This is a genomic window from Micromonospora mangrovicola, from assembly GCF_047200535.1.
In the GTDB taxonomy this organism is placed as follows: domain Bacteria; phylum Actinomycetota; class Actinomycetes; order Mycobacteriales; family Micromonosporaceae; genus Micromonospora.
Genome location: NZ_JBJZOG010000019.1, coordinates 26,082 through 45,556 on the forward strand (window position 1 = coordinate 26,082; position 19,475 = coordinate 45,556).

Here is a 19,475-nt window from a genome sequence, read left to right on the forward strand (position 1 = left end):
GTGGAGCGCGGTCTATCGATCTTGTCTGGATGGAGGTGCAGGTGGAGGCGCGTCGCGGGCCAGCAAGATCGCGATTTGTGCACCCCTTCACAAGCGCCTACTCTGTAGTTCCGACGCGCCCTGCTAGCACAGCCGGCAACATCGGTCGCCAGCGGGAGTCCCGGAACGACCGGCCACCTTCGCTGGTCGAGGATCGCACCGCACGGAGTCTCATGAGTCAGCACCGTCACCCTGGCGCGCCTGGTCGCGCCGGTGCCGTACCGGCGCTCCCGGACCTGCCCGAGGCGACCGTGGCACGGCTCCCGGAATACCTCCGTGCCCTGCACGCGCTGGCCGACGCCGGCCACGACACGGTCTCCAGCGAGGGGCTGGCGAACGCCGCCGGGGTGAACTCGGCGAAGCTGCGCAAGGACCTCTCCCACCTCGGCTCGTACGGCACCCGCGGGGTCGGCTACGACGTCGGGCTGCTGATCGACCAGATCGAGTTCGTGCTCGGGCTCACCCAGCGGCGGGCCGTCGCGCTGGTCGGCGTGGGTAATCTCGGTCACGCCCTGGCCGGCTACGACGGCTTCGCCAGTCGCGGATTCCGGATCGCCGCGCTCCTCGACGCCGACCCGTCCCGGGTCGGCGAGGAGATCAACGGCCTGGTCGTCCGGCACATCGACGAGCTGCCCCGGGTCGCCGTGGAGGAGTCGATCTCGATCGGCGTCATCGCCACCCCGGCCCCCGCCGCCCAGGCGGTGGCCGACCAACTCGTCGCGGTCGGCGTGACGAGCATCCTCAACTTCGCTCCGTGCGTACTCTCGGTTCCGGAGGGGGTCGACGTGCGCAAGGTCGACCTCGCCATCGAGCTGCAGATCCTGTCCTTCCACGAGCACCGCAAGGCGTCGCTGACCGCGCTCCCCCCCACCGGGGGGTCCGCCCTCACCGCCCTGCCCGGCGGGCTCGCGGCCACCGACACCCAGGAGGCGATCGGCACGTGAAACTGCTCGTCGTCGGCGCGTCCTACCGCACCGCCCCGGTCGCGACGCTGGAGCAGCTGGCGGTCCCGCCCGCGGACCTCACCCGCACCCTGGACCGCCTGGTCGCCCAGCCGTTCGTCGCCGAGGCCGTGCTCGTCTCCACCTGTAACCGGGTGGAGGTGTACGCGGCCGTCTCCGGCTTCCACGGCGGCCTCGGGGACATCTGCGCCGTCCTGGCCGACCAGGCATCCTGCCCGCCCGCTGCGCTCGCCAACCACCTGTACGTGCACTACGACGCCGCAGCCGTGGACCACGTCTTCCGGGTCTCCGCCGGGCTGGACTCGATGGTGGTCGGTGAGGCGCAGATCCTCGGCCAGCTCCGGGACGCGTACCACTCGGCCGCCGGTGCCGACGCGGCCGGGCGGCTGCTGCACGAGCTGATGCAGCAGGCGCTGCGGGTGGGCAAGCGGGCGCACGCCGAGACCAACATCGACCGCGCCGGTCAGAGCGTGGTCACCGCCGCCCTCGACCTGGCCGCCGGGCTGCTCGGCGGCGACCTGACCGGCCGGCCGGCCATGGTGGTCGGTGCGGGCGCGATGGGCTCGCTGGGCGTGGCCACCCTCTCCCGGCTGGGCGCCGCGCCGCTCACGGTCACCAACCGCGGCGCCGACCGGGCCGTCCGGCTGGCCGAGTCGTACGGCGCCAACGCGGTGCCGATGGCCGAGCTGGTCGACGCCCTCTCCACCGTGGACATCGTGGTGGCCGCCACCGCCGCCACCGAACCGGTCCTCACCCTCGACGTGGTGACCCGGGCGCTGGCCCGGCGGGACGCCGACCGCGGCCCGCTGGTCCTGCTCGACCTGGCCGTCCCACGCGACGTCGAGGAGGGCGTGGCCGCACTGCCCGGCGTCGAGGTGATCGACATCGACCGGATGGCCGCGATCCTCGCCGACGGCCCGGCGGCGGCCGACGCCGCCGAGGTGACCCGGATCGTGACGGGCGAGGTCGAGACGTTCCTCAGCTGGCTGCGCGGCGCCGACGTGGCGCCCACCGTGGCCGCGCTGCGCGGGCGCGCCGACGACGTGGTCACCGCCGAGCTGCGCCGGCTCGCCCAGCGGCGCCCCGACTTCAGCGACGACCAGCGCGCCGAGGTGGCCCGCACCGTGCACCGGGTGGTGCAGCGCCTGCTGCACCAGCCGACCGTGCGGGTCCGCCAGCTCGCCGCCGAGCCGGGCGGCGACCAGTACGCCGCCCTGCTGCGCGAGCTGTTCGACCTGGAGGTCCCGCAGACCTCCCCGGTCGACACCGTTCCGGACGTGGTCGAGCCCGACGGCGTCACCGCCGCGGGCCGGCCGTCGTTCGAAGCCGCAGACGTCCCGCCCACCGGAGGTGCGCGATGACCGCCCCCCTGCGACTCGGCACCCGGGGCAGCGCCCTGGCGATGGCCCAGTCCGGCCAGATCGCCGAGGCCCTCACCGCGGCCACCGGCCGACCGGTCGAGCTGGTCGAGGTGGTGACCGCCGGCGACCGCTCGTCCGCCCCGGTGCACCGGCTCGGCGTCGGCGTCTTCGTCTCCGCGCTGCGGGACGCGCTGACCGCCGGCACCATCGACTTCGCCGTCCACTCCTACAAGGACCTGCCCACCGCGGCGGCCCCCGGGCTGCACATCGCGGCGGTGCCGCAGCGGCAGGACCCGCGCGACGCGCTGGTCGCCCGGGACGGCCGTACCCTCGCCGAGCTGCCGCCCGGCGCCCGGGTCGGCACCGGCGCGCTGCGCCGCATCGCCCAGCTGCACGCGCTCGGCATGCAGTTGGAGGTCACCCCGATCCGGGGCAACGTCGACACCCGCCTCGGCCGGGTGCTCGGCCCGGACGCCGACCTCGACGCCGTCGTGCTGGCCCGGGCCGGGCTCAACCGGCTCGGTCGGGCCGACGTGATCACCGAAACCCTCGACCCGATGCTGATGCTGCCCGCGCCCGCCCAGGGCGCGCTGGCGGTGGAGTGCCGGGTCGACGATCAGGACCTGGTCGAGCTGCTCGCGGTGCTCGACCACGCACCGTCCCGCGCCGCGGTCACCGCGGAGCGGGCACTGCTGGCCACCCTGGAGGCCGGGTGCAGCGCACCCGTCGCCGCCTACGGCGAACTCGCCGAGGGTGAGACCGGTGAGGAGATCTACCTGCGCGGGGCGGTGATCAGCCCGGACGGTACCCGTGACCTCCGGCTGTCCCGCACCGGAACGCCCGCCGACGCGGCGGAGATCGGCAAGGCACTCGCCGCCGAACTCCTCGAACTCGGCGCCGACTCGATCCTCGGCCAAGAAGGACACGCCGGCCCGGGGACCCAGCAATTTGGGAGCACAGAATGACCCGCACCCGTAAGCCCGTAGGCCGGATCGCGTTCGTCGGGGCCGGTCCCGGCGACCCGGGCCTGCTGACCCGCCGGGCGCTGGACGCCCTGGTCGACGCCGACCAGGTGGTGTACGACCGGGGAGTCCCCGAGTCGCTGCTCGAGCACGTCCGCGCCCAGGCCAAGTCCGACGCCGAGTTCAGCCCGGCCGAGGGCGTACCGGGGGACGTGGCGAAGGTGCTGATCTCCGCGGCCCGCTCCGGGCAGAACGCGGTGCACCTGGTCGCCGGGGACCCGTTCGGCCACGACTCGGTGGTCAAGGAGGTGCAGGCGGTGGCGCGCACCGCCGCGCACTTCGAGGTCGTACCGGGCATCGGCCAGGCCGAGGGCGTGGCCACCTACGCGGGCGTGCCGCTGCCGGGGGTGCGGACCGCCGCCGACGTCGAGGACGTCAGCACGATGGACTTCGACGCGCTGGCCGCCGCCGTCGCCCGGGGCTCGCTGGCCCTGGCCGTGGACGCCGGCGACCTGGCCGCCGTCCGGGACGGCCTGCTGGCCGCCGGGGTGGACGGCACCACCGGCGTCGGGGTGACCGGCGACGGCACCGGTGAGACGCAGTACACCACCACGTCGACCGTGGACTCCTTCGTCGCGGCGGCGCTCGGCTTCACCGGCCGGGTCGTGCTCACCGTCGGCGAGGGCGTCGGTCAGCGGGACAAGCTGAGCTGGTGGGAGAACCGCCCGCTGTACGGCTGGAAGGTGCTCGTCCCCCGGACCAAGGAGCAGGCCGGCGCGATGAGCGCGCGGCTGCGCGCGTACGGGGCGATCCCGTGCGAGGTGCCGACCATCGCGGTCGAGCCGCCGCGCACCCCGGCCCAGATGGAGCGGGCGGTCAAGGGCCTGGTCGACGGACGGTACGCCTGGGTGATCTTCACCTCGGTGAACGCGGTCCGCGCGGTCTGGGAGAAGTTCGCCGAGCACGGCCTGGACGCGCGGCACTTCGGCGGCGTCAAAATCGCCTGCATCGGCGAGGCGACCGCCGACGCGGTCCGCGCCTTCGGCATCCAGCCGGAGCTGGTCCCGTCGGGCGAGCAGTCCTCCGAGGGTCTGCTGGCCGAGTTCTCGCCGCACGACGAGGTGCTCGACCCGGTCGGCCGGGTGCTGCTGCCGCGCGCCGACATCGCCACCGAGACCCTCGCCGCCGGGCTCACCGAGCGTGGCTGGGAGGTCGACGACGTGACCGCGTACCGGACCGTCCGGGCGGCTCCGCCACCGGCCGAGATCCGCGACGCGATCAAGTCGGGCGGGTTCGACGCGGTGCTCTTCACCTCGTCCTCCACCGTCCGGAACCTGGTCGGCATCGCGGGGAAGCCGCACGCGCGTACCGTTGTTGCTGTCATCGGGCCAAAGACGGCGGAGACCGCGACGGAGTTCGGCCTGCGGGTCGACGTGCAGCCTCCGCACGCCTCGGTGCCCGACCTGGTGGAGGCGCTCGCCGCCTACGCCGTCGAGCTGCGCGAGAAGCTCGCCGCCATGCCGGCCAAGCAGCGCCGCGGTTCGAAGGTGCAGGGGCCGACCGCCCTGAGGTTCCGTTAGTCGTTAGGGAGGCTCCCATGCCGTACCCCGAGATCCGGCCCCGCCGGCTGCGCCGTAACGCGGCCGTGCGGCGGCTGGTCGCCGAGACGCGCGTCGATCCGGCCGAGCTGGTCGTGCCGATGTTCGTCAAGGAAGGGCTGACCGAGCCACGGGCCGTCGCATCGCTCCCGGGGGTGCTCCAGCACTCCCGGGACTCGCTGCGCAAGGCCGCCGTGGAGGCGGTCCAGGCCGGGGTGGGCGGCATCATGCTCTTCGGGGTGCCGGCGCAGCGGGACGAAACCGGCTCGGGTGGCCTCGACCCGAACGGGATCCTCAACGTCGCGATCCGGGACGTGATCTCCGAGGTGGGCGACGCCACCGTGGTGATGAGCGACCTCTGCCTGGACGAGTTCACCTCGCACGGGCACTGCGGCCTGCTCACCCCGGACGGCGGCGTGGACAACGACGCCACCCTGGAGGCGTACGCCCGGATGGCGGTCGCCCAGGCCGATGCCGGAATCCACGTGGTCGGGCCGTCCGGGATGATGGACGGCCAGGTGGGCGTCGTCCGCCGGGCCCTGGACGCCGCCGGCCACCAGGACGTCTCGGTGCTCGCGTACGCGGTGAAGTACGCCTCCGCCTTCTACGGCCCGTTCCGCGACGCCGTCGAGTCGGCCCTGGAGGGCGACCGGCGCACCTACCAGCAGGACCCGGCGAACCTGCGCGAGTCGCTGCGGGAGGTGGAGCTGGACGTCGCCGAGGGCGCCGACATGGTGATGGTCAAGCCGGCCCTGCCGTACCTCGACGTGGTGTCGGCGGTCCGGGCCGCGGTGGACGTCCCGGTCGCCGCCTACCAGGTCTCCGGCGAGTACGCGATGGTCGAGGCGGCAGCCGCGAACGGCTGGATCGACCGCGAGCGGGTGATGCTGGAGACGCTCACCTCGATCCGGCGGGCCGGTGCGCAGATCATCCTCACCTACTGGGCGGTCGAGGCCGCCCAGCTGCTGCGCCAGCGCTACTGAACCCCGGACGGTCGTCGCCGTCACCACCTCGGCGGCGTCGACGCGGCTGAGCGTCGGCCGGAACCTCGGCCCAGGCCACCCGGACCATCCAACCTGCCGTGCTCAGGTGGTAGCACGTCGGCGGGCTGGGTCGGGGCGAGGCGACTTCCCATGCCAGGTACCCGCCGCGCCGCCCGCCGATGTCCCGTCCTCGCCCAGGTTTCTGACGTCGCCGCCCTGGCCTGACCTGGCCGATCCTCCCTCGCCGATCCACCTCGGCCTGTCTGCCCTAGCGCCTTTGCTCTGCTGCAGCCCGCGCAACGGTAGAGCGCTCCCAGTGTTGCGCCCGCTCCAGCAGAGCAAAGGCGGCGAAGGAGCAGGCGTGGGGTGCGGGCTGTCGGGTGTCGGGCTGTGCCGCCGATGGTTCTTCCGCGCTGGCCAGTCGGGGGGAGCGGGATAAGTCGCGGGGCTGTCCACAGGTCTGTCCACAAGGGTTGTCGGGAGATGTGGTGCCGGGCAGGCTCCCGGGCATGGCCAGTGCACCCGATCCCGCACCGACCGGCCCGACCATCGGCCCGTTCCCGATCGCCGGGCTGGGCCGACATCTATGGCCTGGCCCGGCCGCCCGAGACCTTTCACCGCTGCCCCGTGGAGCGGGAGGAGCGGCGTCGGCGCAGCCAGTGGGAGGTGCGGGTGGCAAAGTACCGCGGCGTCCCCCTCGACCCGACCCGCGCCGGTGGGACTACTGAAACGGCCCGCCGCCCGGCTCGTGAGCCGGACGGCGGGCCGTCGTGCGAACGGGCGGTCAGTCGTCGTTCAGGATGGTCCCGACGGCGACCGGGTCGGCGAGCCGGAGCCCCGGCACACCCGCCACGTACAGCTTGAGCTGCTCGTCCGCCTCGACCTTCTTGTCACCGCGGACGGTAATCGGGAAAGTCAGCGACGTCTGGCCGGCGGCCAGCGTCTTGCAGCCGACGTACGGGTCGTAGTCCGACCCGGCCTGCGCCGTGGTGCCGTAGGTGGCGGCGCAGATCAGAGCCGGCTCGGAGAGCGGCCGGGAGACGGTCACCGTGAACGTCATGGTGGTGTCGCCCTTGTTGCCCTCGGCCACTGAGGTGTCGGCCACGCTCAGCGACGCGCGGGAGCGGAACCGGGCCACCTGCGGGTCGTGGTCGCTGGCCCCCCGGTCGCCCAGGCCCTCGGCGTCGGTGGGGTAGTCGGCGTTGATGTGCGCCGACCGGACCTGCACCAGGTCGCCGTGGAGCTTGCCGTTGACGAAGAGGTTGTCCAGCGTCTGCGCCTGCCCACCGTAGGTGTACGAGTAGGCCGCCGCCGGCACCTCCGCCGCCAGGTCGTCCCAGAGGTTGTGCATGCCGGCCTGGTACAGCGGGGCGAGCTGGTCGGACGGGGTCGGGTTCTCCGCCGTGGCGATCGGGTCGTCGGGCCGCGGGAACACGTTCAGGTCACCGCCGTAGATGACCCGGGCGTTCGGGTCGTCCGCCTCGACAGCCTGCACCAGCGCGGCCCCGTACGCGGCCTGCTCCCGCCGCTGCCCGACCCGGCTGTCCGGGCCCGACGAGTAGTGGTTGCTGACCGCCCAGAGCGTGTAGTGCTCGGTCGAGCCGGGGGCCGCGGCCACGGTGAACTTGGCCAGCTGCGCCGCCCGGGTGTAGACGTTCGAGCCGTCCACGCCGGTCGAGCGGTCCACGTCGGCCGGCAGCACCGCGTTGAACGCCTTGGGGTTCTGCACGTCCGCGTTGGACGGCAGGCCCGCCGAGCGGTACTGCACCGCCGGCGCGGTGCCCAGCAGCGGGTCGGTGGCGGTCGCCTCGGCCAGCGTCAGCCGGTCGGTGCGGTAGAGGAACGCCGAGGTGATGCCCCGGGCGTCCGCGCCGGTCCGGTCGTACGCCGCCGCGTACGCGGGGCCGCCGTTGGCCCTGATGGCCAGCGCCAACTCCTGGACGGTGTCCGGCGCGCCGTCTGCGTTGTCGGTGTCGCCGCAGACCAGCGCGCCGCCGACGACCGAGCAGATGTCCTGGTCCTCGGCCTCCTGCACCAGCACCAGGTCCGGGCTGTGCAGCGCCTCGACGATCTGCCGCGCCTCCACATTCAGCCGGTCCGTGTAGGCCGCCTCGTTGGCCGGCACGTAGTCGAACGGCGGGGTGACCCCGGTGCAGCCCGCGTTGCCGACGAAATCGCAGCCGTCGAACGGGTCGTCCCGGTAGTCGTACAGGTTCTCCAGGTTGTAGGTGGCGACCGCGACCTCGGCGTTCCGGTCGGCCGGCTGCGGCGGGTGGTTCTCGGACGGATCCACACCACCGGTCAGGGTGAGCTGCTCCGGCTGCACGCTGTACTTGCTGAACGCGTACGAGATGGCGCCGTAGGCGTCCTCGGTGAGCGTGTCGAAGGTGCGGGCCGGGGGCAGCAGCGCGGTGGAGTCACCCTCGGTGGCCTTCACCCCGCCGGCGCCGATCAGGATGCGCTGCGGGTTGCCGTTGTCGAACAGTTGGCCCGGGATGTCGTCCAGCGGGTGGGCATCCCGGAACGTCCGGCGGGCGTACGGGTCGGCCCGCTGCATCAGCGGGTCCTCGCGGTCCAGCACGTAGAACTCGGAGTCCGCGGTGGACGCGTAGATGTGCCGGGGTGCGGTCACGCCGCTGCCCGAGCGGACCCGCATCCGGGCACCCTCGTGCCGCTCCCAGAACAGGTCGGCGGCGGCCGCCTCGGCCGGCGGGATCGCGTCGTCCACCTGTACAGCGGTGTCCACGTCCAGCCCGGAGCCGAGCTTGCGCACCAGCGAGGTGCTGGAGAGCTGGGTCTGGTTGTAGTACTCGGAGACCCGGCCGCGCAGCACCACCTCTTCACCGACGGTCGGGGCGTAGCCGCCGATCAGCGTGGTGAACGAGCCCATGAAGACGAAGATGCCGTCCGAGGTGAGCGGGTCACCGTCCTCGGTGCCCTTGCGGCTCTGCAGGTAGAAGCCGTACTGGTCGCCGCCGGAGGAGGTGCGGGCCAGCGACTTCTGGGTGATCACACCCTGCACGTAGTACAGGGTGGAGCTGGTGCCGTTGCCGCTGGCCGGGGCGAGCGGCGACCGGTCGGTGGCGCCGTCGGCGTCCTCGGTGCGGCCCTGCACCTCGCCCACCGCCAGCACGGCGGTGGCCTGCACGCTGAAGGTGCAGGTCGCGGTGCCGCCGTCGGCGTCCGTCGAGGTCATGGTGACCGCGTACGAGCCGGCCGGCAGGCCGGTCGCGGTCACCGTCGCGGTGGCCGTGTCGCCGACCCCGGCGGCCGGGGTGAACGCGGTACGGCTGATCGAGCCGCTGGCCGGCGCCGGGCTGACCGCGGTGACCGCGAGGTCGGTGACCGTGTCGTCGGCGTCGGTGGCGGTGACCTGGCGGGTCGCGGTGTCGCCGGCCTCCACGGTCAGCGTGCCGCCGCAGGTCACGGTGGCCGGCAGGTCGACCGGGCCGCCGCCGGAGTCCACGCTGTGGCTGCCCAGCCCGTCGAAGGTGTCGGTGGCGAAGCCAGCCCACCGCACGGCCGGGTCGAACACGTCCGACGGGTCGGTGTCGCCGGAGGTCACCGAGGGCAGTCGACGCAGCGTGTTGTCGGCGGTGCTGGTGAGCCCGGAGCCCCACTCGGTGCCCGGGTCGAAGCCGACCTGACCGATGGAGTCGACCACGGTCGTGCCCTTGCGCAGCACGATCGCGTCGTCGCCGTTGTACAGCGAGCCGCCGTACGTCTGGTCGGCCTGCGCGAGGATCGCCGGCGCGGCCGAGGAGGAGGCGAAGACGAAGACGTCACCGGCGGCGACGGTGCCGGTCAGCGGGACGTTCGTCGACGTGGTGGCCCCGTTGAAGAAGAGCTGGAGCTGGTAGCCGCCGGCGGCCAGGTCGACCGGGACTCCGGTGCCGTTGTAGAGCTCGATGGCCTTGTTGTTGGACGAGCCCTCGACGTACTCCGAGATGAACAGGTCGGGGGACGCGGCGCTGGCCGCGGGTGGTGCGAGGCCGACGGCCGTCAGCGTAACGGCGGCGGTGGTCGCGAGCGCGGCGATGGAGCGGCGCGGGCGCATGAAGCCTCCACGTTGGGTGGACAGGAACTAACGCACGTTAAGGGTCGTTCCGGTCCGGCGTCCATCCCCTGGGCAGCCGTTTGGTGAACGTTCTTCAGCGATGGCTGTCGAGACGGTGCACCAGCTCGGCGACGTCCACGCCATATTCGCACCAGTCGCGGTCCGGGCGGTAGCCCAGTTCCGCGTTGACCTTCAGCATCGCCTCGTTGGCCTGCGCGTTCCAGGTCTGCACCTCGGCCAGCTGCGGCTCCGCCGAACGCAGCTCCAGCAGCATCCGCGCCTTGATGGCCCGGTCGATGCCGTAGCCGCGGTGGTCGCGCACGACGATGGTGTCGTACTGGTCGGCCCGGGTCGGGTGCTGCGCCGGCACCACCACCTCGGTCAGCCCGGCCACCTCGCCGGTCTGCTCGTGCAGGGCGAGCACGATGTAGGGCTTCATGCCCCGTCGGTGCAGCGTGTCGAGGCTGTCCCGGAGCCGCTGCGGGTCGTAGGAGCTGGGGCGCAGCTCACCGTCGTCGACGTCACGCACCTCGGCCTTGGCCCGCGCGTACGCCTCGATCAGGTCGTCCCGCAGGCCGTCGGGGCAGAACTCCAGGTGGTAGCCGGCGCCGACGCCACCGGCCATCTCGGTCAGCGCCGGCCAGTCGACCGCGCTCAGGTCGAGCACGCTGCGGGTCTCGACGTACTCCCGGGTGAAGCCGAGCGAATCGTAGAACGCCACGGCGGGGGTGTCGCCGACCACCTCGACGCCGATCGACTGGAAGCCCTCGTCCCAGACCCGGCGGCCGGCCACCCGGACCAGCTCGCGGCCGAGCCCGGTGCGCCGGACCGTGGGGTGGACCAGCACCTCCAGCACCCCGATCCCGCCCAGGAGCAGCACGTGCACGTGGCCCAGGATCGCGCCCGGCGTGCCGTCGGGGGCGGGATCGGCCTGGGCCACCCAGGAGATCCGCCGCTCACCCGGCATCACCTCGGAGAGGTACTCCCGCATGGAGCTCTCCCGCCACGGCGGATCCTGCGGCAGGTCGGCAGCTAGGACCGCGTTCAGCGTGTCCAGCAGCGACCCGATCTCGGCGGACGACGCGGTCCCAGGGTCCCACTCGCGCACCATCACCCGTCTAGCTTGCCGGGAACCGCCGTCCGGGGGAAGGGTCCAGTTCTCGAATGTATCCGACCGGTCACATCACGTGCGGCTCTGCCGCCCGTACTCGTTGGCCTTGTCGAACACGTCCTGGGCGTACCGGCGCACGTCGTTGTAGGACAGGACGGCACCCCACCAGTCGCCCGGAATGCTCAGGTTCCGGCCGCCCTGGCACAGGTAGTCGCCGGCGGCGAGGGCGGCGTCGTCGATGTCGTGCGGGTTGCGCACGCCGTCGTTGTCGCCGTCCGCGCCGACCGACTGCCAGGTACCCGGGATGAACTGCATCGGGCCGATCGCGTGGTCCCAGACGCTGTCGCGGTCGAGCTGGCCCTGGTCGCTGTCGGGCACCCGGGACGTGCCGCCCTGCCCGTTCAGCGGCGGACCGATGATCTCCGGCGCGGAGACGCCGTCCGGCCGGAGCGTGGCCCCGTTGGCCGAGCCGTGCCGGGACTCCACGTACCCGATGGCGGCCAGGGTGGTCCAGCTGAGCTGGCAGCTCCGGTGGGTCTGCTCGAGCACCCGCTCGGTATAGCCGTACGCCTGGAGGGCCACCACCGGGATGCCGGTGCGCTGGCTCACCTGCTGCGCCCACCCGGCCAGGGCGTCCGACGGGCGGCCGGTCCCCGGGACGTCGACGGGCCCGGTCGGCACCGCGGTCAGCGTCGCCGCCGGGTCGCCGGTGGCGCCGGGTGGCACCGGGGGCAGGGCGGTCGCGCCGGGCGCCGCGCCGCCCTCGGGCACGCCGTTCACCGGGGCCGAGGCGGTGGCGTCGACCGCCACCGGCTGCGGCTTGCGGATGGCCGCCGGCACCAGCAGCGCCCCCGCCGTCGCGGTGGCCGCGACCAGGACGAGCAGGAACAGGCCGGGCAGGGTGGTACGCCCGCTGGGGCGGCGGGACCAGGCGTGGGTGGCCCGGGCGGCGCCGACGACGACCCGCCGAGTCGCCGGCATCCGGACCGCGTGCGCGAACGGGGTGCGCCGCCGTCGACCGCCGGCCGGCTCGTCCTTCGCCGGCTTGGCCGTGGCGTCGGCTGTCGTGCCCGTGCCGGCCCTGGCGTCGGCTGTCGTGCCCGTGCCGGCCCTGGCGTCGGCCGGCTCGGCGTCGGGCGTGGGGGCGTTCGTCGCGCCCGGGTCGGCGGTGCGGCGGGGTTTCGGGACGGGCCGCGGGCCGGCCTCGCCGTCGGGCGGCGCGGCCGGTCGCAGGGGTCGAACCGTCATGCGCTCCTCGCCGTCCACCACCCGTCGAGTATCACCCATGCCCGCCCGGTCGTCAGGCCCGGTCGTACGCTGGAAGCATGCCCCGGTACGAGTTCCGCTGCCGCTCCTGCGGCGACACCTTCGAGGTCAACCGCCCGATGGCGGAGGCCGGTCAGCCGGCGTCCTGCCCGCAGGGACACGCCGACACGGTGAAGCTGCTGTCCACCGTCGCGGTCACCGGCCGGGGCGGACCCGGTCCGGTCGGTGGCGGTGCCGCGCCGGCCGGTGGCGGCTGCTGCGGCGGCGCCTGCGGCTGCTGATCCGACCGGCGGCCTCGTCTCGCCGGTCGATCCGTACCTTGCCGGCGGTGTGATCCTTTGGCACCTTGAGTCGGAATCTGCCCGACCGTTCTCACGATGCGTGACGGCCTGACCATAGGGCAACATGAACCCGACGTCAGGGGGCGGAGGTTCCACGCATGTCGCCACGGATCCACCTCCCGAGCGGATGGGTGACCTTCGTGTTCACCGACATCGAGGGCTCGACGCGACTGGCCCAGCTGCTCGGTCCGGGTTATCGCCCGGTGCTGCGGGAACACCGGCGGCTGCTGCGCGACACGTTGGCCGGCACCGACGGGGCGGAGCTGCTGACCGAGGGGGACTCGTTCTTCCTCGCGTTCGGCGACGCGGCCACCGCGTTGGCCGCCTGTCTGACCGCGCAGCGCGCGCTGGCCAGCCACGACTGGCCCACTCCCGAGGCCGCGCCCCGGGTGCGGATGGGCCTGCACACCGGGTACGCCGAGCCCCGCGACGGTGAGTACGCCAGCCCCGAGGTGCATCGCGCCGCCCGGGTCGCCGCCGCCGCCCACGGTGGGCAGGTGCTCTGCTCGGCCGCCACCGCCCGGCACGCCGACCCGCTGCCGGCCGGGGCGTCCCTGTTGGACCTCGGGCTGCACCGGCTGCGCGGCTTCGACGACCGGGAGCGCCTGTTCCAGCTGGTGGCGTCCGGTCTGGAGCGGAGTTTCCCGCGCCCGCGTACCGCCGACGCGGTGGCGCACAACCTGCCCACCCAGGTCACCTCGTTCGTCGGCCGGGAGGCGGAACGCGCCGAGCTGCGGCGGCTGGTCGACACGTACCGCCTGGTGACCGTGCTGGGCGCGGGCGGGGCCGGCAAGACGCGGCTGGCGGTGGAGCTGGCCTCGGGGGTCGTCGAGGCGTACCCGGACGGGGTGTGGTTCGTCGACGTCGCCGCGGTGACCGACCCGGGCCTGGTGGCGTTCGAGATCGCCGCCGTGCTCGGGCTCCGGTCGGAGCCCGGCCGCCCGATGGTGGACACCCTGGTCGAGTACGCGGCCGCCCGCCGAATGCTGATCGTGCTGGACACCTGCGACGCCCAGCCGGCGTCCTCGGCCGAGGCGATCTCCCGGCTGCTGGCCGGTGGCCGGGGCGTGCGGGTGCTCGCCACCAGCCGGGAGTCGTTCGGGCTGCCCGGCGAGGTGGTCTGGCGGATTCCCCCGCTCTCGGTGCACCCCGGTCCGGACGGCGGGGAGAGCGACGCGGTGGCCCTGCTGCTGGACCGGACGGCGGCGGCCCGGGGTGGCCGGCCGCCGGCCCCCGCCGAGCAGGCCGATCTGCGTCGGGTGGTCCGCCGGCTGGACGGGCTGCCGCTCGCCATCGAACTGGCCGCGGCCCGGCTGCGGGTGCTCTCGGCCGGCCAGCTCGCCGAGCGCCTCGACGACATGCTGGGCACGCTGGATGCCGGCCGGGAGGAGCCCGAGCCGCCCTCGGCGGAGGCCGGCTGGTGCGGCAACCAGCAGGACACGGTCGACCTGGTGGCCGCCGCGACCGGGGCCGCTCCGCCGCCTCCGGCCACCCGGGCCGTGCAGCGCTCGGCCAGCGAACGTCACCTGACCATGCAGGCCGCGGTGACCTGGTCGTACCGGACGTTGGGGGTGCGCCCGGCCCGGCTGCTGCGCTGGCTGGCGGTCTTCGCCGGCCCGGTGGACCTGTCGACCGTGCAGTGGCTGCTCGACGACGATCCGCTCGATCCGCTCTCCGTGCTGGTGGACAAGTCGATGGTGCTGGCCGAGCCGCACGCCACCGGCAGCACCTACCGGATGCTCGACCCGATCCGGGCGTACGCGGCCCGCCGGCTGGTCGAGGCCGGCGAGGAGCAGACCGCCCGGGACCGGCACGTCGCCTGGTCCCGGCACGCCCTGGAGCGCGCCCACCTGGGCCCGGACGGCCGTCCGGTCACGCTCTCCCTGTACGCGCTGGATCCGCTCGCCGGGGAGTTGCGGGCCGCGTTGCGCTGGTGCGCCACGGGCGGCAGCGCCCGGTCGGGGCTCCGGCTGGCCGGCGGGCTGGACCAGTGGTGGCGGGAGCGGGGGCTGGCCCGGGAGGGGCGGCTCTGGTTGTTCCGGCTCTACGGCCGGATCGCCGAGACCGGCGAGTCGATCCCGGAGGCGGAGCTGGCGGCGGCGTACCACATGCACTCGCTGCACGCCGGTGCGGACGGCGAGTTCGGCGAGGAGCTGCGCTACTCGCAGCGGGCCGAGGCGGCCGCCCGGCAGGCCGGTGACCTGGGGCTGCTGGCCCGGGTGCTGGCGGGCCGGGCCGCCCCGCTGGTCGACATGGGACAGTTCGCCGAGGCGGAGCGGGTCTGTCGCGAGGTCATCGACTGGGCGTACGGGCAGGACGTGGTAGCCGACGCGCTGCTGGCGATCTACAACCTCGCCGAGCTGCTCTGGCGCCGGGGCGCGCTGGACGAGGCGGCCGAGCTGCTGGGGGCGGCCCGGCCGGTGGAGGCGGCCCGCCCGGTCGAGCGGGGCCGGCGGTCGGTGGACATGCTGCTCGGCATGGTGGCGCTGGCCCGGGGGGACCTGGTCGCCGCGCACGAGCACCTGCTGGTGGCGCTCCGCTCCCGGATGGGTCACGGCTATCTGGGGCGGGCCTGCGACACGTTGAACGCGATCGCAGTGCGCTGCGCGCTGGGCGGCGATCCGCTCACCGCGGCCCGGCTCTTCGGCGCGGCCCAGGCCACCCGGGCCAATCTGCGCGCCACCCCGGGCCTCTACGGGAGGTACTGGTCGGAGCAGCAGGTGGAGGTGCGTCGGGTGCTCGGCGACGGGGCGTTCGACGCCGCGTACGCGTCCGGCGGCGAGCTGGCCCTGGAGGAGGCGGCGGCGCTGGCCCTCGAGGTGGAGCATCCGGACCTGGCCGCCGACTCGCCCCGCTTCACCGCCCCGACCCCCCGCCGCCCCGCCTCGCCCCGCTCCACGACGGGTTGACCGGGAGGTTCGCATCGGTATGCCGGCGCGAACCTCCCGGCCGACGGGGGCGGCTGAGGGGGGAAGGGTCAGTGGCGCGCGGCGCGGCGCTCGGCGTCGGCCTTGATCCGGGCCGCGCGGTCGATGTCGGCCTGCTGCACCGCGGCGACCGAGCCGAAGATGCTGACCGCCTCGTAGTACGTCCAGGCCAGGCTGTAGCAGGCGGGCCGGACGACGATGTTGTACGTGGCGCAGACCCGCTTCAGGTCGGCGTAGAACGCGCTGTCCAGCCGTGACTTGTTGGCGGAGAACTGGCCCATCGCCTTGTAGTTGCGGTAGCCGAAGTCGTGCCGGTAGCAGGAGAGGCTGAAGTTGAAGCCGAGCGGGTTGTCCGGGCTGGATGAGCAGTAGTCGGTCGACCAGTCGAAGTTGTAGTCGGCCCAGGCGGCCTTGTTGAGCCGGCCGGCGTTCCAGGCGTTGTAGCTCGTCGCGCTGGTCTGGGTCCAGCTGTACAGGACGGAGAGCTTCTGCTCGGTGCTTACTGCGGCGGCGGCGGGGGTGGCCACGCCCACGGCGGTGAGCAGTGCGATCGTGCCGGCGGCGAGCAGGGTGACGAGGCGTCGGGTCACGGGTACCTCCCCGGGGTGTGGGTCAGGATGTCGACCAGTTTCGATCGATTACCGAACCTCGGGCGATGCCCGCACTGAACAGTTGGTGACATGCGTTGAAACAGACGAATGCCCCGGACGCCGGGCGTCCGGGGCATTCGGTCGACCTCAGTTCACGAAGCGCGGCGGGCTGACCGGGCCCTCGTTCCAGGACCGGTCCACCGCGCTCACGTAGTAGGTGTAGCGCGCGTCGGCCGCCGCCGTGGTGTCCACCCAGGACTGCCTGTCGCCGTCCGTGCCGCGGACGGTGGCGACCAGGTGGGACGCGTCGGCGAAGTCGCACCGGTCGGCGAGACCGGTGCCGTCGAAGCGGTAGATGGCGTACGAGGTGGCGGTGCCGAGCGGGCCGTCGCCGTTCGCCGGCTGCCGCCAGCTCAGGCGTACGCCGTCGGCCTGCCGCTCGGCGGCGGTGACCACCGGAGCGAGCAGCGGTCGCGACGGGAGCTGGGACATCGCCGGCACCAGGGCCGGGCGGGAGTAGTGCTCGGCCGCGTAGATGTCGGTGGCCCCGAGCCGGTTCGCCTTCACCTGCACCGCCGAGAAGTGCACGTTGCCGAGCACCTCCGGGTACGACCGGTTGAGCGTCAGGTGGTTCGACAGCTCGTACGGGTTCATCCAGTACGACCCGTACGCCGGCTCACCGCTCTTGTAGTCGGCCTGGCCGATGTAGAGCTGGACGCGGGTGCCGCGCACCTGCTCCGCCCACCAGGGCACCAGCCGGGCGTAGTCGGCGGCTGGGTACTGACCGATGTACCAGTAGAGCTGCGGTACCACGTAGTCGATCCACTCCTCCTTGACCCACTTGCGGGTGTCGGCGGAGATGATGTCGTACGACTGGCTGCCGGTGGTGTCCGAGCCGTTCGGGTCCGCGCTCTTGTTGCGCCAGATGCCGAACGGGCTGACCCCGAACTTCACCCACGGCTTGGCCGCCTTGATCTTCGCGCCCATCTCCTGGATCAGCAGGTTGATGTTGTCCCGCCGCCAGTCGGCCCGGTCGGTGAAGCCCCGGTTGTACTGGGCGAAGGTGGCGTCGTCCGGCACCTGGTAGCTGCCGCTCGGGTAGGGGTAGAAGTAGTCGTCGAAGTGCACGCCGTCGATGTCGTACCGGTTGACCGCGTCCATCATCGCGGTCTGGACGAACTCGCGGACCTCGGGGATGCCCGGGTTGTAGTAGAGCCGGCTGCCGGCGGCCCCGGCCGGCGGGTACGCGAACACCCAGTCCGGGTGCTGCCGGGCGGGGGCGTCCGGGGCCAGCTTCGACAGGTCCGCGCCGGCGCCGCTCGGGGCCGGCATGGAGACCCGGTACGGGTTGAACCAGGCGTGGAACTCCAGGTTTCGCTTGTGCGACTCCTCGACGAGGAAGGCCAGCGGGTCCCAGCCGGGGTTCTGGCCGCGCACCCCGGTCAGGTACTCCGACCAGGGTTCGTACTGCGACGGCCAGAACGCGTCGGCGGTCGGGCGGACCTGCACCACCACGGCGTTGTGGTGCAGCTGCTGCGCCAGGTCGAGCCAGCCCAGGTACTCCGCCTTCTGCTTGGCGACCTGGTCCGGAGCGGTCTGGGAGGCCTTGCTGGGCCAGTCGATGTTCACCACCGAGGCGATCCACATGGCCCGGAACTGTCGCTTGGGCGTGGCGGGGTCGGTGACGCAGGTGTTCGTGGTGGTATCGGACGTGGTGTCGGTTTCGGCGGCGGCCGCGGGGGTGCCGGCGACGAGCGCGCCGAACAGCGTCACGGCCAGCCCGGCGGCTGCGAGCCGAGTTGCCTTCATGCGGTCGGTCCCTTCGTTGGGGCTCCCGGGAACTGTCGGGTGACGACCGACGCCGGACGCATCCGGAAAGATTCGCCGCAGAACATCAGTCGCGGGTAGAAAACTTTCACTATTCCGCGGGCGGCGCAAGACCTCGGGGCGGATCGATCCGCGGGTCGGGCCGAACGTGTGAGGGTGACCCGGGCCACACGCCCGACCGTGAACTTTCCGATACCGGAAGTGGTGGGTCGGTTCCTCGCCTGGATGCTGGTCGGCGGCCTCATCTACTTCGGATACGGCTACCGGCGCAACCGCCTGGCCCGGCGGGAGCGGGCCGGTGCGGCCAGGGAATCCCGCGAGCCCGCCGCCGCGGGCTGACCCCCCACGCGGCGCTTCCTTTCACCGACCCGAGGTGGGGGCGGCGGGAAGCGCCGCGACGGTACAGTGCCGGCAGCTCACCGACAGGGGGAGGACCGCCGGTGCGACCGAGGCTGAAGGACGTCGCGGAACGGGCCGGTGTGTCGGTGAAGACCGTGTCCAACGTGGTCAACGGCTACCAGCATGTCCGCCCGGACACCCGGGCCCGGGTCGAGCAGGCCATCGCCGCGCTGCGCTACCGGCCCAACCTCTCCGCCCGCAACCTGCGCAAGGGACGGACCGGGGTGATCGCCCTGGCCGTGCCGGAGCTGGACCTGCCGTACTTCGCCGAGCTGGCCCGGCACGTGGTCACCGCCGCCGCCGGGCATGGCTGGACGGTGCTGATCGACCAGACCGGCGGCGGGCACGAGCAGGAGTGCAAGGCCGCCAGCGGGGTGGTCGACCACATGATCGACGGGCTGATCCTCAGCCCGCGCGCGCTCGGCGGCGACGACCTCGCCGGCCTCGCCGGGCTGCCCATCGTGCTGCTCGGCGAGCGGGTCGAGCACGGCGCCGCCGACCACGTGGCGGTGGACAACGTTGCCGCCGCCCGGCAGATCACCGCCCACCTGGTCGGGCTCGGCCGCCGCAGGATCGCCGCGCTCGGCGCGCAGCACACCCCCGAGGACGCCGGCGCCCGGCTCCGGCTGGCCGGCTACACCGCCGCGCTGGCCGAGGCCGGCATCGGCTACGACGAGCGGCTGGTGGCGTCCGCGCCGGCCTGGCGCCGCGCGGACGGCGCGGCCGCCATGCGGCGCCTGCTCTCCTCCGGCGTACGCCCCGACGCCGTCTTCTGCTTCAACGACACCCTTGCCCTCGGCGCCCTGCGCGCGCTGCACGAGGCCGGGCTGCGCGTGCCCGGGGACGTGGCGGTGGCCGGGTTCGACGACATCGAGGACGGCCGCTTCTCCGTCCCCACGCTCAGCACCGTCTCGCCGGACAAGGAGGGCATCGCCCGCCTCGCCGTCGACCTGCTCGCCAGCCGCCTCGCGGGAGACGCGGACGGCCCGCCGAGGGAAATCGTCGCCCCCCACCGGATCGCCCTGCGCGAGAGCGCCCCCGCCCTCCGGTAG

14 protein-coding genes are annotated in these 19,475 nt (G+C 73.5%); 9 read left to right on the forward strand and 5 right to left on the reverse strand.

Translation table 11 applies throughout. The features are described from left to right. Window positions 1-212 precede the first annotated feature (212 nt). The 5 genes from ACL02O_RS10670 to hemB are packed head-to-tail and all read left to right on the forward strand — an operon-like array spanning window position 213 to window position 5,905. Window positions 213-983 carry a redox-sensing transcriptional repressor Rex gene (locus ACL02O_RS10670; RefSeq protein WP_412817840.1) on the forward strand — a complete coding sequence of 257 codons (771 nt, stop codon included), beginning with the start codon at window positions 213-215 and terminating at the stop codon, window positions 981-983. Next, window positions 980-2,362 (forward strand): glutamyl-tRNA reductase, encoded by a 1,383-nt coding sequence (locus ACL02O_RS10675; protein ID WP_412817841.1) that lies wholly within the window; start codon window positions 980-982, stop codon window positions 2,360-2,362. The genes ACL02O_RS10670 and ACL02O_RS10675 overlap by 4 nt, the downstream gene beginning before the upstream one ends. Continuing rightward, window positions 2,359-3,327: a hydroxymethylbilane synthase gene (hemC, locus tag ACL02O_RS10680; RefSeq protein ID WP_412817842.1), complete on the forward strand. Its 969-nt coding sequence runs from the start codon at window positions 2,359-2,361 to the stop codon at window positions 3,325-3,327. The genes ACL02O_RS10675 and hemC overlap by 4 nt, the downstream gene beginning before the upstream one ends. Beyond that, entirely contained in the window at window positions 3,324-4,904 is a 1,581-nt protein-coding gene (locus ACL02O_RS10685; protein ID WP_412817843.1) for a bifunctional uroporphyrinogen-III C-methyltransferase/uroporphyrinogen-III synthase, read from the forward strand. The genes hemC and ACL02O_RS10685 overlap by 4 nt, the downstream gene beginning before the upstream one ends. A 17-nt stretch (window positions 4,905-4,921) precedes the next feature. Then, window positions 4,922-5,905 carry a porphobilinogen synthase gene (gene hemB, locus ACL02O_RS10690; protein WP_412817844.1) on the forward strand — a complete coding sequence of 328 codons (984 nt, stop codon included), beginning with the start codon at window positions 4,922-4,924 and terminating at the stop codon, window positions 5,903-5,905. 784 nt (window positions 5,906-6,689) lie between these two features. Here the strand turns inward: hemB and ACL02O_RS10695 are convergent. The 3 genes from ACL02O_RS10695 to ACL02O_RS10705 all read right to left on the reverse strand — a co-directional run bounded on the left by ACL02O_RS10695 (window position 6,690) and on the right by ACL02O_RS10705 (window position 12,360). Beyond that, window positions 6,690-9,962: a lamin tail domain-containing protein gene (locus tag ACL02O_RS10695; protein ID WP_412817845.1), complete on the reverse strand. Its 3,273-nt coding sequence runs from the start codon at window positions 9,960-9,962 to the stop codon at window positions 6,690-6,692. 94 nt (window positions 9,963-10,056) lie between these two features. Further along, window positions 10,057-11,073: a GNAT family N-acetyltransferase gene (locus tag ACL02O_RS10700; protein WP_412817887.1), complete on the reverse strand. Its 1,017-nt coding sequence runs from the start codon at window positions 11,071-11,073 to the stop codon at window positions 10,057-10,059. Window positions 11,074-11,145: 72 nt separating this feature from the next. Continuing rightward, window positions 11,146-12,360, reverse strand: a complete 1,215-nt coding sequence (locus ACL02O_RS10705; protein ID WP_412817846.1) for a lytic transglycosylase domain-containing protein — start codon at window positions 12,358-12,360, stop codon at window positions 11,146-11,148. 38 nt (window positions 12,361-12,398) lie between these two features. On the opposite strand from ACL02O_RS10705, the gene ACL02O_RS10710 reads away from it, so the two are divergent. Next, entirely contained in the window at window positions 12,399-12,620 is a 222-nt protein-coding gene (locus ACL02O_RS10710; protein ID WP_412817847.1) for an FmdB family zinc ribbon protein, read from the forward strand. A 158-nt stretch (window positions 12,621-12,778) separates the two neighbouring features. Next, window positions 12,779-15,589, forward strand: a complete 2,811-nt coding sequence (locus ACL02O_RS10715) for an ATP-binding protein (RefSeq protein WP_412817848.1) — start codon at window positions 12,779-12,781, stop codon at window positions 15,587-15,589. 68 nt (window positions 15,590-15,657) lie between these two features. Here the strand turns inward: ACL02O_RS10715 and ACL02O_RS10720 are convergent, their stop codons facing one another. Beyond that, window positions 15,658-16,197: a phospholipase gene (locus ACL02O_RS10720; protein ID WP_412817849.1), complete on the reverse strand. Its 540-nt coding sequence runs from the start codon at window positions 16,195-16,197 to the stop codon at window positions 15,658-15,660. Between the two features lie 147 nt (window positions 16,198-16,344). Further along, window positions 16,345-18,006 carry a glycoside hydrolase family 10 protein gene (locus ACL02O_RS10725; protein ID WP_412817850.1) on the reverse strand — a complete coding sequence of 554 codons (1,662 nt, stop codon included), beginning with the start codon at window positions 18,004-18,006 and terminating at the stop codon, window positions 16,345-16,347. 219 nt (window positions 18,007-18,225) lie between these two features. Between ACL02O_RS10725 and ACL02O_RS10730 the strand changes: the two genes are divergently transcribed. Together ACL02O_RS10730 and ACL02O_RS10735 are read left to right on the forward strand one after the other, a co-directional pair. Beyond that, a complete protein-coding gene (locus tag ACL02O_RS10730; protein ID WP_412817851.1) occupies window positions 18,226-18,363 on the forward strand; it encodes a hypothetical protein in 138 nt (45 codons plus the stop codon). 101 nt (window positions 18,364-18,464) lie between these two features. Beyond that, window positions 18,465-19,475: a LacI family DNA-binding transcriptional regulator gene (locus ACL02O_RS10735; RefSeq protein WP_412817852.1), complete on the forward strand. Its 1,011-nt coding sequence runs from the start codon at window positions 18,465-18,467 to the stop codon at window positions 19,473-19,475.